The sequence below is a fragment of the Nocardia barduliensis genome (genome assembly GCF_013315795.1).
Lineage (GTDB): Bacteria > Actinomycetota > Actinomycetes > Mycobacteriales > Mycobacteriaceae > Nocardia > Nocardia barduliensis.
Genome location: NZ_JABLTE010000164.1, coordinates 1 through 11,909 on the forward strand (window position 1 = coordinate 1; position 11,909 = coordinate 11,909).

The following is an 11,909-nucleotide window of genomic DNA, read 5'->3' on the forward strand; positions in this document are numbered from 1 at the left end:
GGTGTGGGGATGGTGGCGGTGGCCAGGAGCGCGGCAGCGGCAGCGAGGGCGGCGAGGATGAGGAAGGCGGGGGCGTAACCGCCGACCGCGGTGGCCAGGGCGGTGGCGGCGAACGGGGCCAGCGCCATGGTGATGGTCAGGGGTGCCGACAGCAGGCCGGTGAGGTGGCCGTAGTGGGCGCTGCCCCAGCGGTCGGTGACAGCGGTGGCTTGCAGCAGGGTGAACACGCCGCGTGCCATACCCGCGGCGATCGCCGCCGCGATCAGGGCGGCGGCAGTGGTGAACACCCCGAGCAGGGCGGTGGTGGCGGCGATGGCGAGCAGGATCGCGACGGTGCGGGTGCGGACGCTGGTGCGGGCGGCCAGTGTCGCGTAGCCGAGACGGCTGGCGACCTGCCCGGCGCCGCCCAATCCGAGCGCGACCGCGGCGACGGTGGTGTCCAGGCCGCGTTCGGTCAGTAACGGCACCAAGGTGACTACCACGGCGAAGGAGGCGAACCCGCTGACGCTCAACGAGATCGCCAGCACCCCGAACGCGCGGCTGCGCGCCACCGGACCGGGGTGGGTGAGGTGAGCGTGTTCGGGTTCGGCGGGCGGGCGCGGCGGCCACGGCCACCGCAGCCCAATCCAGTGTCCCGGCACGGTCACCATTGCGAGGATCACTGTCAGCACCAGATACGTTGCCCGCCAATCCATGTGCGCGACCAGCGCCGCGGTCAACGGGGCAAACACCGTGGACGCCAGCCCCGCGGCCAACGTCAGCACCGTCAACGCCCGGATCCGGTTCGGGCCGTACCAGCGGGTGAGCGCGGCGAACGCCGGGGGATACAGCACCGCACCCATCGCGATCCCCGCAAGCAGCCACCCCGCGACGAACCACACCAGGGTGGGTGCGGTCGCGAGCAGGAACAAGGCAGGGATTGCCAGCAGGGAGCCGGTGGTCATGACGCCGCGGGGGCCGTGGCGGTCGAGCCAGCGGCCCACGGGGATGCCGGTAAGGGCGGCGAGGAGTTGTCCGGCGGAGAACGCGGCGGTCAGCGCGGTCGCCGACCAGCCGGTGTCGGTGGTGATGTGCCCGAGCAGCACAGGGAAGGCGTAGAACAGGATTCCCCAGCTGGTGATCTCGGTGACGCACAGCACCACCAACACCCGCCGCAACCCAGCCCCGGTGGCCACCGGCTGCGGCGGCGCGGAAACAGCCTCCATCACAACAGGCCCGTCTCAGCGCGCGGGCACGGCGGTCAACGACAGCTCCTGCAACGCCACCGGCCCCGACGACAACACTTCCTGCTTCGCCGGCGCACCACCACCGCAGCCACCACCGTCGGTGGGTTCCTCGGCCGGGGCGTCGAACACCCCGGAGCCGCCGCAGACACCGGTGTCGGGCAGGACGAGTTCGACACGTTCGGCGGCTTCATGGTCACCGGCCAGGGACGCCGCCAGCGACCGGACCTGTTCGTAGCCGGTCATCGCCAGGAACGTCGGCGCGCGGCCGTAGCTTTTCATCCCGGCCAGGAACACCCCCGGCTCCGGATGCGAAAGCTCCTTCACCCCATGCGGATACACCGTCCCGCAGGAATGCACGTTCGGATCGATCAACGGCGCCAGCTCCACCGGCGCCTGCAACACCGGGTCCAGGCCGAGGCGGATCTCCGACAGCCACGACAACTCCGGCCGGAACCCGGTCAACACCACCACCTCATCCACCCCGGTCAGCGGCTGCCCTGCCGCGGGGACCAGAGTGAGGCGGCCCTCGCTGTCGGTGTCGATGGTTTCGGTGCGGAATCCGGGGACCACGCTGATGTGCCCGGCTTCCACCGCGGTCTTGGCGCGTTGCCCCAGGGCGCCGCGGGCGGGCAGCTGGTCGGCTTCACCACCACCGAACGTCGTGCCGATCTCCCCGCGCCGCAGCAGCCAGCTGATGCGCGTGCCCGGATGCTGCTGCGCGAGCCCGGCGAAAGCGACCAGCGCGGTCAACGCCGAATGCCCGCTGCCCGCCACCGCCACATGCTTACCGGCATACCGGGCCGCGATCACCGGATCAGCCAGATCCGGCACTCGATAGGTGATCCGATCCGCGGCGGCGGCTTCCCCGATCGCGGGCAATCCGTCGCCACCCAGCGGGTTCGGCTTCGACCAGGTGCCCGACGCGTCGATCACCGCGCGGGCGGTGATCCGTTCCTCATCACCGCTGGCGGTGCGGACGTGCACGGTCAAGGGTTCGTCTTCGCGACCGGCGTCGACGACCCGGTCGCGGCCGCGGCGGGCGACCCCGACGACCTCGGTGCCGAAACGCACCCGCTCACCCAACGCCACACCCAGCGGCCGCAGGTACTGCTGCACCCATTCCACACCGGTCGGGTAACCATTCAGATCCGGCTGCGACCAGCCGCGTGCGGCCAGCAGCGGCCGGGCGGCGGGAGCGATCAGCTCCGCCCAGCGGGAGAACAGCCGAACATGATTCCACTGCGCGACCGCCGCACCAGCATGCTCGCCGCGCTCGAACACCAGCACCGGCAGGTCCCGGCCGACCAGTTCAGCGGCCGCGGCCAGCCCGACCGGGCCGGCACCGACAACAACCACAGGCAGATCGTTCATCACAAGCTCTCTTTCATCGATGGGGGTCGATCAATTGAGTTCTGACGATAATCGACCGCCATCGATGAATGCAACCATCGATCTGAATCGATATAATCGACCGTATGGCTATCGCGTTGCCCCGTGCCCAGGTCCTGCCCGCCGCGGAGGCCACCACCTACGCCGAATGGTTCGCCTGCCTGGCCGAGCCGGTGCGGGTGCGCCTGCTGCACGCGGTGGCCACCACCCCCAAGGGCATCACCGTCGGCGCGTTGACCGAGATCCTGGGCACCAGCCAATCCACCACCTCCCACCACGTGCGCAAACTCGCCGATGTGGGGTTCGTCCGCCTGCACAAAGAGGGCACGGCAACGATCGTCACCATCAACGAAGCCTGCTGCTCCGGCCTGCCGCACGCCGCCGACGCCGTCATGGGCCTACTCGGCGGACCTGGGCCCTGCTGCCCCGAGGACATCGCGACCGACGTCACCGTCCGCGCCCTCGCCGAGGACGACTGGCAGGCGGTGCTGGCGATCTACAGCGAGGGCATCGCCACCGGCAACGCCACCTTCGACACCCACGCCCCTACTCGCGACTACCTCGACACACACTGGCTACCGCGACATCGGTGGGTCGCCGAACGCGACGGCCGCGTCGTCGGCTGGGCCGCCGCCGCGGCAGTATCGGACCGCGAGGCCTACGCCGGGGTCGCCGAGACGTCGGTATACGTCACCGAAGACCACCGCGGCCGCGGAGTCGGCAAAGCGCTGCTGCGCCAGCAGGTGATCGCGGCCGACGACGCCGGGTTCTGGACCCTGCAAACCTCGATTTTCACCGAGAACCGCGCCGCCCTGGCTTTGCACCGCAGCGCCGGGTACCGCACCGTCGGCGTCCGCGAACGCATCGGTCAACGCGACGGAATTTGGCGTGACACCGTTCTGCTCGAACGCCGTTCACCAGTTCGCTGACAGGCGGCGGATCGCGTCATTGTCTGAATGACGGCGGGTCAGGCCTCCACTGTGAGTTGTTCGGCGTGGAAGTCGAAATGCTTCACCGGATAACGAGGGTCATCACGTCGGTGAAGAACGGATCCCATCGGGCCGGGAAGTGCATGGACAGGGCAAAGTGGGCTTCCGGCTCCGTGGCGAGGTTGCGCTGCAATGTGGCGATGACCTCTCGCGACCGTTCCGGTCGGTGCGGCACATGACCGAACTCGCCGCCCAACTCGAGGAGCGCGGGGTGGACTTGGTGGTGCTCGAGCAAGGCATCGACACCATCGGCCGGGCAGTTCCTGTTCCACGTCATCGCCGCGATGGACGAGATGCTGGCTGACCTGATCAGCGAGGCACCGTCGTAGGCCTGGAATCGGCGCGGGCGCGGCGGACGGCCGCCGAGCATGAGCGAGTTGCAGGTGCTCGAGGCACGGGAGATGCATGTGGAGCGACGAGCGCGGCCGCCGCCACACCGTCGCCCAGATCGCCGAGACCTTCGCCGTCTCACGCAAGACCGTCTACCGCAACCTCGAACGAGGACCGTGACCGGCGACCTCACGACCGTTGACCAGCGGATCGAGGAGCAGCCGGATCATCGGCGGCTATCAGGGTTGCATCCTGTACCGGGGTACAGGCTTATCGTCGGATTATGACGATTTCACCAGCTCAGGGCGATTGGGTGCCCTCGGCGTGCACCCTGCCCACAATGGAGCAGCCGATCCGGGTCGCCGAGTTCGACCAGTTCTTCACCACCTCCGCGCGCACCACCCGGCGCCCGGACCCGACGCGGCTCGAGGTGGTCGTGGATCCGGACGCCGAGGCGCTGGCCCGCGAGCTGGCCGGGCGTGAGAGCAGCTGCTGCTCGTTCTTCACCTTCGACTTCGCCTCCAGCGCCGAGGGGCTGGTGATGGGGGTCGGGGTCCCGCCGACCTACATCGAGGTGCTCGACGCCTTCACCGCGCGCGCCCAGGCCGCGATCGGGGCGGGCCGGTGACCGGGTTGCGGACCAGCCAGCTGGCCGCAGCGGCCGGGGTGAACACCCAGACACTGCGCTACTACGAACGCCGCGGCCTGCTCGCCGAGCCGGACCGCACTCTGGGCGGGCACCGGCTCTATCCGCAGGATTCGGTGACGGTGCTGCGGGTGATCAAGGCCGCCCAGCGACTCGGGTTCACCCTCGAGGAGGTCGCCGAGCTGCTCGAAGGCACCCGCGTCGGCTCGCGACGCCGCGCTGATGCGGGTCTGCGGGCCCGGGTGAGCGACAAACTGGCCGAGGTCGACGCCAAGCTCGCCGAACTCACCGAGGTCCGCGACACCCTGCGCGCCGCGCTGGCAGCAGGATGCGAGGACCTGCTGGCCTGTAGCGAATCCCCGTCCTGCCCCGTCCCGTTCGACAGCCCACCCGCCGTTCGTCCGGCCGAAGACGATTGCTCGGGCGGCCGTTGTGGCTGCTGAGACCAAGACGCGTCGCTGGTTGGCCTCGATCGGTGCCGGGGTGGTGCTGTGTGTGGGGTGCTGTCTGGCACCGTTGCTGATCGCTGCCGGGATTCTGGGGAGCGGAACGCTGCTGGTGAGCCTGTCGTGGCTGGAACCGCTCGGGTTCGCGCTCATCGGCCTCGGCGTGGTCGGGCTGGGGTGGCCACGGCTGCGGGCGCGCCGCCGAGGCTGCGCCAACACCAGCACCGATACGGCCGATGGCTCGTGCGCGAGTATCGGGTGCGGCTGCTCGACCGCGCCGGCCGCAGCCGCCGAAGCCGGCATTCAGGACCTGCGCCTGTGACTGTGTTGCGCTCGATCGTGCTGTTCGCCGTTGCTGCCGTCGCCGAGATCGGCGGGGCCTGGCTGGTGTGGCAGGGCGTGCGTGAACACAGAGGTTGGGCCTGGATCGGCGCCGGTGTCATCGCCTTGGGCCTCTACGGGTTCGTCGCCACGCTGCAACCGGATTCGGACTTCGGTCGCATCCTGGCCGCCTACGGCGGGGTGTTCGTCGCCGGATCGCTGCTGTGGGGCATGGCATTGGACGGGTTCCGGCCCGACCGGTGGGACGTGATCGGCGCGGTGATCTGCCTGGTCGGGGTCGCGATCATCATGTACGCGCCGCGTACGGCCTGAATCAGAACAGGGTGTCGCGCACCCGCAGCGGCCGATATCCGGTCGGGCCGAGTGCGGCGAGCTCGGCGTCGATGTGTACCTCGATCGCGTCGAAGAAATAGGTGTCGGCGCCGTGCGCCGGAAGATGTGGGCCAGGACCTCGGCGTCGATACGCTCCCGCGGTCTCCGTAGTAACCGCCGAAAACAACGGATATGGCGCAGCTGCTGGTCAGCGGCGGCGGTCGGCTCCCGGACCCAGCAGCGAGGTCAGTTCGCGTATCGCCTGCGGGGACGGTTCGAAGTAGCGGCTACCCCACAGCGGCTTGGATGAGGGTGTAGCCGACCACCGCGGCGAGTAACCCGACGGCGACGCTCAACGCGGCGTTGCCCAGCGCCTGCCGGTAGGCGCGTTGCTCGCTGAGCCGGACGGTTTCGTAGCTGAAGGTGCTGTAGGTGGTGAACGCACCACAGAAACCGGTGCCCGCCAGCAGCATCCACGACTGGGCCAGCCCCGCGCCGGTCAGCCCACCCAGCAGCAGGCAGCCGGAGATGTTGACGACCATCGTGCCCCAGGGCATGCGGCTGGTGTGGCGTGCCTGGACGGCGCGGTCGAGGAGGTAGCGCACTGGCGCACCCACGGCCGCTCCGGCGATGACGAGAACGGTGTTCATAGCGTCACCTGCGCGGTGAACAGTCGTGCCGCTGCTCGGGTGAGCTGCAAGCCCACTGCGGTGGCAGCCAGGGCGGCGAGCAGGGTGCCGGCCAGGTATCCGAGGGCGAGGGTAGCGGTGGCGGGGTCGAGCAGGGCGCGGGTGTCGTTGGCGTAGGTGGAGAAGGTGGTGAACCCGCCCAGTACCCCGACGCCGAGGAAAGGTCGCACCAGTGGGTGAGTGGGTCGGATTTCGGTGATCACGACCATCAGCACGGCGAGCAGGAAGCTGCCGGTGACGTTGATCGTGAAGATCGCCCAGGGAAACCCGTCGGCCGGTGTCGGCCACTTCAGTGTGAGGCCGTAGCGGGCCACGGCGCCGAGCGCGCCACCGGAGGCGATCACGGCCAGCACCGCGCCGTGCGTGGCGGAAAGTTCGCGTCGCTGGGCGGGGTCGGACACCTCGATGTCGGAGTCGACCGGAAGCGCTGGGCGGGGCTCGGCGGGCATAACTGTCTCCTACTCCACACCGACACAATGGTGGTCGGGTTGCTGGGGTAGGGACTGTTGGCGGTCGATGCCGCGGTTGTTTCCGACCGTCGTCGAAAGCGGCGAGCCCCACCGCCGCGCCTGTAATTCTACGGGTGCGGGCTCGGCGCTCGCCGTCAGGGTCGATGCTGGTCGCGGCTGTGCGGAGGTATCGAGGTCGACTACTCCGCCACGGCGCTACTGGACAGTCGCGCAGCGAATCCATCGGAGTCCGCTTTTCGGTGGACCCGGCTCCGGATGCCCAGAACCAGCGCGGCGAGCACCGCTGCGGTGACCGACGCGAGCAGGATCGCGCCCTTGGCGTCGGTGAGGTGACCGGGCTCGGTGTAGGACAGCTCGGCGATCAGCAGTGACACCGTGAACCCGATGCCTGCCAGCACGCCGATTCCGGCGATGTCAGCCCATCCCAGCTGCGGGTTCAGATGCGCCGAGGTGAACCTCGCGGTCACCCAGGTGGCGGCGAGGACGCCGGCGAACTTGCCCGCCAGCAGCCCGGCCAGGATGCCCCAGGTGATCGTGCTGCCCCAGAAGTTGTCGGCGCCGGAGAGGGTGACTCCGGCCGACATCAGCGCGAATACCGGCAACGCGAACCCGGCCGAGACCGGGCGCAGGAACGCCTCGACGCGGTACGAGGGCGAGGCTGATTCACCGGCGCGGGTGCTGGTGCGCATCAACAGACCCATCGCGACACCGGCGATCGTGGCGTGGACCCCGGAGGCGTGCATCAACGCCCAGATCACCACTGCCAGCGGCCCGAACAGCATCCACCCGGGCACGGCGGCCCGCAGCCGGGCCGCCGCTCGGCTCTTGCCGTTCTGCAGATACCCGAACATAGCCAGGCCCGCCAGAGCGGCCGAGAGCGCGAGCAGACTCAGGCCGGTGGTGTAGGCGACCGCGATGACCACCACCGCGCACATGTCATCCACCGTGGCCAGGGTCAGCAGGAACATCCGCAGCGCGCTGGGAAGCCCCCGCCCGACTACGGCCAGCACTGCGACCGCGAAGGCGATGTCGGTGGCCATCGGGATCCCCCACCCCCGCACCGCCTCACCCGGGGTGCCGAGGTTGATCGCGAGGAATACCAGCGCGGGCACGAGGACACCGCCCAGGGCCGCCATGATCGGCAGTACCGCACGCCGCGGGTCCCGCAACTCGCCGTGGACGAGTTCTTGTTTGAGTTCGTTGCCGACGGTGAAGAAGAACACCGCCAGCAGTCCGTCGGCCGCCCACGTCTGCACCGATAGGTTCAGGTGCAGCGACTCGGGGCCGAGGGTGAACGAGCGCAACGCTTCATAGGAATCGGCGATCGGCGAGTTCGCCCACACCACGGCGATAACGGCCGCGCCGATGAGCAGTGAACCGCTGAGCGCGTCCGAGCGCAGCGCAGCGACGGTCCGCGACAAAGCAGACATGAAAGGGATCTCCTGGGGTCAGCAAGGGCGAATAGGCATGGACGACGCCATGACCACCCGAGCGTTCGCTGCGGGTGGGCTCAGCCCAGCTGTGGTGGACAGATGCTGGTGATCGCGCCCCAGGTACTGACATAGCCGTTGGTGCCGATCGGGCGGTGTTCCAACGTCTCCAGGACCGGAACCGGAAGATCGAGGCCACGCGAGCGGTTACCAAGGTGCATCGCGGACTCCTCCCAGCTCCGAACAGGTTCTTGACGAAACCCTAACACCCCTGTCCGGCCTGGCTTGGACACCACCGAAGGCGAAAGAACACACCCGATAGCATCGGCATTTCAGAATGCCGATGAGTCTCGCCCGCAGCACCCAGGGCGAGGTCAGAAGAGGGTGTCGCGCACCCGCAGCGGCCGGTAACCGGTGGGGCCGAGCTGGGCGAGTTCGGCGTCGATGTCGACCTCGATCGCGCCGACGCCATATCCGCCCGATTTCCGGCGAACGGCTACCCCGTGTCCCCGCGACGATCGTGGTGAATGGCGGTGATCAGCCGCCATCCACCACGGTCGGTCTCTTGTGCGATAGGCATCGGTCGATGCGAATTCCTCGCTGTTGGGAATGGCTGGGAGTCGGACGGCCGATCGACTACCTGCCGATGCGGCCGCCATCCTTCTTCCACACCACGACGACCGAGGGCCGGGGCTGGGCGTTTGCACCATCGGGCCAGTGTGAGGTGGGGTTGTCGGGGGTGGCGGTGTCGGACTCCCCGGGATGCTGCACGCACACGATGACCCGGTTCTCCTCGATGATCGGTCCGCAGGTCTCCGCGCCCACGGGCACGGTGAGGAATTGCTTGGTCTCACCGCGGCGCTCACCGTCGAGCACGACCGAGAACAGGCCGTCGTTCGACTTCAAGGCGTTGCCGTCGGTGGAGATCCACAGGTTGCCGTACGGGTCGAAGGCGACGTTGTCCGGGCAGGAGATGGGGCTGACCTTCGCCTTGTCGAACCCGGCGAAGTAGGTGTCGGCGGCTTTCGGGTCACCGCATACCAGCAGCAGCGACCAGGTGAACGTTGTGCCCTTGTGGTCGTCGTCGATTTCGAGGATCTGGCCGTTCTTGTTCTGGTTGCGGGGGTTGGCTTCGTCCGCGGCGGCGAAGCCGTCCTTGCCGCGATTGGAGTTGTTGGTGAGCGCGGCGTACACCTTGCCGGTCTTCGGATTCGGCTGGATGTCCTCGGGGCGGTCCATCTTGGTGGCACCGGCCTTGTCCGCGGCCAGGCGGGTGAAGACGGCGACTTCGGCGGCGGTCATGCCTTCGACCAGGGACTTGCTCTGGCCGTCCGCGCGGGCCTCGAGCAGCGGTATCCATTGCCCGGTGCCGGTGAATCCCTTGTCGGAGGGTACCTTTCCGGAGCCGTCGACCTGGCTGGGGTGATCGCCGGTGATCTTGGCGACATACAGGGTGCCTTCGGCCAGGATCGTCATGTTGTGCCGACGGCTGGCCGCGCCGGTGCCGGGCTGGATCTTCTTCGACGAGACGAACTTGTAGATGTACTCGAACCGTTCGTCGTCGCCCATGTAGGAGACGACCGTGCCGTCGCCGGTGACGTGAATTTCGGCGCTCTCGTGCTTGAGCCGGCCCAGCGCGGTGTGTTTGACCGGGGTGGAATTCGCATCCCACGGGTCGACTTCGAGGACCCAGCCGAACCGGTTGGCTTCGTTCGGCTCCTGGGCGGCGTCGAAGCGCTTGTCGAAGCGTTCCCAGTGGCGCGGGATGTCGACCTTGCCGACGCCGTAGCGCTTCGCCCGCGCGGCCACCGCTGGGTCGGCGGGCTCTCCGGCGAAGTAGCCGTTGAAGTTCTCCTCACCTGAGAGCACGGTCCCCCAGGGAGTGAGGCCGCCACCACAGTTGTTCAGTGTTCCCAGCACTTTGGTGCCCGAGCTGTCAGCGGAGGTCTTCAGCAGATCACTGCCGGCCGCGGGACCGGTGAACCCGATCTCGGTCGTGGCGGTGATGCGGCGGTTGTATTTGCCGAAGGCGGGAACGAGTTTGCCGGAACCGGCCTCGCCGTGGACCTCCACGACGGTCAAACCGTGTGCGGCCAACGCGATCTCGTACTGCGCCGCACTCACCGTGTCGGGCCGGAAGCCACGGAACATCATCGGTTCGGTGGTGTATTCGTGGCTGACGACCAGCAGGTACTTGTTCGCCGCGCCGTCGATGGGCAACAGGGCCGCGTAGTCGGCGTTGTATCCGAATTGCCTGGCCTGCGCCGCGGCGGTCTGATTGTCGAAGTCGAACTTCGGGGCATCCTCGAACAGCGGGTCACCCCACCGGATGACGACCTGCTGCTGGTATCCCTCGGGGATCACCACTTCATCCTTGGTGTTCGGCGCGACCACCGCGAAATCGGTGCCGGTCCCCGGGGAACCGCCCGCAGCGGACGCGGGGTCGGCGGGGGTGTCCTCTCCGCAGGCGGCGAGCAGGCTGCCCGCGCCCACCGCCAGCACCGCCGCCGCGCCGCCCTTGAGAACACCGCGACGCGACAACGCAGCGACGATGTCGCCGAAGTATTCGCCGCCGGAGGTGTTGGAGACCTCGTGGAAGCACGCGTTTCCGCACTTGTACTGGCAGGTGAGGGAGGCACGCGACGACTGGCCGTCGTGCTGCACGAAAAGAGCGAGTGGGGTGAGATTCACGGCGAACTCCCAGGTAGGTCTCAACGCGCCGCACGGTAAACGCCGCAGACGAGCCATAGAAGACGCGCAGATGAACGACCAAACAATTAGGTCAGCCTTCACGCGGAGGCAGTCCGGGAACCGATCATGACGGTCGGGCACCTGACTGCCGTGATGGCGACGCGCGCGCGTTGGGTCCGGATCGCAGGGCGTGTGTGATCATGGACTCGTCATCAACCGCCGCGCTTCGGACCGGTCCAGTGCGCATATCGCGGATCACCAGGTCGAACCCGAGTACTCGCCTGCGGGATGTCGCCCGAACCCGCACCGGAGTGCGTGTGTTCACCGGGTGTTTGCTTGCCCGACAGTATAGATATCGGTCAATATAGCCGTATGTCGAAGTCGAAGCTGGTGGTGACGCCTGTGCAGGCGTGCTCGGTGGTGCCGATCGTGCGTGAGCCCTTGTCCGCCGACGCGGCCGGCGAGTTGGCCGGGGTGTTCAAAGCGCTGTCGGACCCGGTGCGGCTGCGGCTGCTGAGCGCGATCGCCTCGCGCGCCGGGCAGGAAGCGTGTGTGTGCGATCTGTCCGAAGGCATCGATCTGACCCAGCCGACGATCTCCCATCACCTGAAGGTGCTGCGCGAGGCCGGGCTGCTGGACAGTGAACGGCGCGCCTCATGGGTGTACTACCGGGTCATTCCCGAAGCGCTGCAACGACTGTCGGATGTGCTGTTGATCGAAAGCGGCGCGACGGCGGGAGTCGGCGCATGAGCGTGGACACCACTACCACCGCCGAGCACGGCGTCGTCGCGAAGCTATCGACGCTGGATAGGTTCCTGCCGGTGTGGATCGGTGTCGCGATGGCCGCCGGGTTGCTGCTCGGGCGGGTGATTCCGGGGTTGGGGGAGGCGCTGGGTGCGGTGGAGATCGACGGTATCTCGCTGCCGATCGCGCTCGGATTGCTGATCAT

General features: G+C 68.2%; 16 protein-coding genes and 1 pseudogene. 8 read left to right on the forward strand and 9 right to left on the reverse strand.

What is annotated here, in order from left to right:
- Together HOV91_RS36370 and HOV91_RS36375 are read right to left on the reverse strand one after the other, a co-directional pair.
- The coding region (locus HOV91_RS36370) for an MFS transporter (protein ID WP_174189750.1) at positions 1 to 1,205 on the reverse strand (1,205 nt) is incomplete at its 3' end.
- A 15-nt stretch (positions 1,206 to 1,220) separates the two neighbouring features.
- Positions 1,221 to 2,597, reverse strand: coding sequence for an NAD(P)-binding domain-containing protein (locus tag HOV91_RS36375; RefSeq protein WP_174189751.1), 1,377 nt, complete (start codon positions 2,595 to 2,597; stop codon positions 1,221 to 1,223).
- 104 nt (positions 2,598 to 2,701) lie between these two features.
- Between HOV91_RS36375 and HOV91_RS36380 the strand changes: the two genes are divergently transcribed.
- Entirely contained in the window at positions 2,702 to 3,544 is an 843-nt protein-coding gene (locus tag HOV91_RS36380; protein ID WP_174189752.1) for a helix-turn-helix domain-containing GNAT family N-acetyltransferase, read from the forward strand.
- A gap of 82 nt (positions 3,545 to 3,626) precedes the next feature.
- Here HOV91_RS36380 and HOV91_RS36385 read toward each other — a convergent pair whose 3' ends face one another.
- Complete coding sequence (locus HOV91_RS36385; RefSeq protein WP_174189753.1) at positions 3,627 to 3,881, reverse strand: hypothetical protein; 255 nt, start codon at positions 3,879 to 3,881, stop codon at positions 3,627 to 3,629.
- Between the two features lie 128 nt (positions 3,882 to 4,009).
- Here HOV91_RS36385 and HOV91_RS36390 point away from each other — a divergent pair, with 128 nt between their 5' ends.
- From HOV91_RS36390 to HOV91_RS36410, 5 genes are all read left to right on the forward strand, one after another.
- Positions 4,010 to 4,114: a helix-turn-helix domain-containing protein gene (locus tag HOV91_RS36390; RefSeq protein ID WP_174189754.1), complete on the forward strand. Its 105-nt coding sequence runs from the start codon at positions 4,010 to 4,012 to the stop codon at positions 4,112 to 4,114.
- 103 nt (positions 4,115 to 4,217) lie between these two features.
- Entirely contained in the window at positions 4,218 to 4,562 is a 345-nt protein-coding gene (locus tag HOV91_RS36395; protein WP_174189755.1) for a hypothetical protein, read from the forward strand.
- Positions 4,559 to 5,023: a MerR family transcriptional regulator gene (locus tag HOV91_RS36400; protein ID WP_174189756.1), complete on the forward strand. Its 465-nt coding sequence runs from the start codon at positions 4,559 to 4,561 to the stop codon at positions 5,021 to 5,023. The genes HOV91_RS36395 and HOV91_RS36400 overlap by 4 nt, the downstream gene beginning before the upstream one ends.
- Entirely contained in the window at positions 5,013 to 5,348 is a 336-nt protein-coding gene (locus HOV91_RS36405; RefSeq protein WP_174189757.1) for a hypothetical protein, read from the forward strand. The genes HOV91_RS36400 and HOV91_RS36405 overlap by 11 nt, the downstream gene beginning before the upstream one ends.
- Positions 5,345 to 5,680: a YnfA family protein gene (locus HOV91_RS36410; protein ID WP_174189758.1), complete on the forward strand. Its 336-nt coding sequence runs from the start codon at positions 5,345 to 5,347 to the stop codon at positions 5,678 to 5,680. The genes HOV91_RS36405 and HOV91_RS36410 overlap by 4 nt, the downstream gene beginning before the upstream one ends.
- A gap of 287 nt (positions 5,681 to 5,967) precedes the next feature.
- Here the strand turns inward: HOV91_RS36410 and crcB are convergent, their stop codons facing one another.
- The 6 genes from crcB to HOV91_RS36440 all read right to left on the reverse strand — a co-directional run bounded on the left by crcB (position 5,968) and on the right by HOV91_RS36440 (position 10,960).
- Positions 5,968 to 6,330 carry a fluoride efflux transporter CrcB gene (gene crcB / locus HOV91_RS36415; RefSeq protein ID WP_174189759.1) on the reverse strand — a complete coding sequence of 121 codons (363 nt, stop codon included), beginning with the start codon at positions 6,328 to 6,330 and terminating at the stop codon, positions 5,968 to 5,970.
- A complete protein-coding gene (locus tag HOV91_RS36420) occupies positions 6,327 to 6,818 on the reverse strand; it encodes a fluoride efflux transporter FluC (protein WP_174189760.1) in 492 nt (163 codons plus the stop codon). Before HOV91_RS36420 ends, crcB begins: the two co-directional genes overlap by 4 nt.
- Positions 6,819 to 7,018: 200 nt before the next feature.
- Positions 7,019 to 8,269 carry a Na+/H+ antiporter NhaA gene (gene nhaA, locus HOV91_RS36425; RefSeq protein ID WP_174189761.1) on the reverse strand — a complete coding sequence of 417 codons (1,251 nt, stop codon included), beginning with the start codon at positions 8,267 to 8,269 and terminating at the stop codon, positions 7,019 to 7,021.
- 80 nt (positions 8,270 to 8,349) lie between these two features.
- Positions 8,350 to 8,490, reverse strand: coding sequence for a hypothetical protein (locus HOV91_RS36430; protein WP_174189762.1), 141 nt, complete (start codon positions 8,488 to 8,490; stop codon positions 8,350 to 8,352).
- 153 nt (positions 8,491 to 8,643) lie between these two features.
- The gene (locus HOV91_RS36435; protein ID WP_174189763.1) at positions 8,644 to 8,817 is read right to left on the reverse strand and encodes a hypothetical protein; all 174 of its coding nucleotides are present in this window, start codon (positions 8,815 to 8,817) and stop codon (positions 8,644 to 8,646) included.
- Positions 8,818 to 8,905: 88 nt separating this feature from the next.
- Complete coding sequence (locus HOV91_RS36440) at positions 8,906 to 10,960, reverse strand: PhoX family protein (protein WP_174189765.1); 2,055 nt, start codon at positions 10,958 to 10,960, stop codon at positions 8,906 to 8,908.
- A gap of 372 nt (positions 10,961 to 11,332) precedes the next feature.
- Between HOV91_RS36440 and HOV91_RS36445 the strand changes: the two genes are divergently transcribed.
- A complete protein-coding gene (locus HOV91_RS36445) occupies positions 11,333 to 11,710 on the forward strand; it encodes an ArsR/SmtB family transcription factor (RefSeq protein ID WP_174189764.1) in 378 nt (125 codons plus the stop codon).
- A pseudogene (locus HOV91_RS36450) lies at positions 11,707 to 11,909 on the forward strand (ACR3 family arsenite efflux transporter); the annotation flags it as partial. The gene HOV91_RS36445 and the pseudogene HOV91_RS36450, both read left to right, overlap by 4 nt.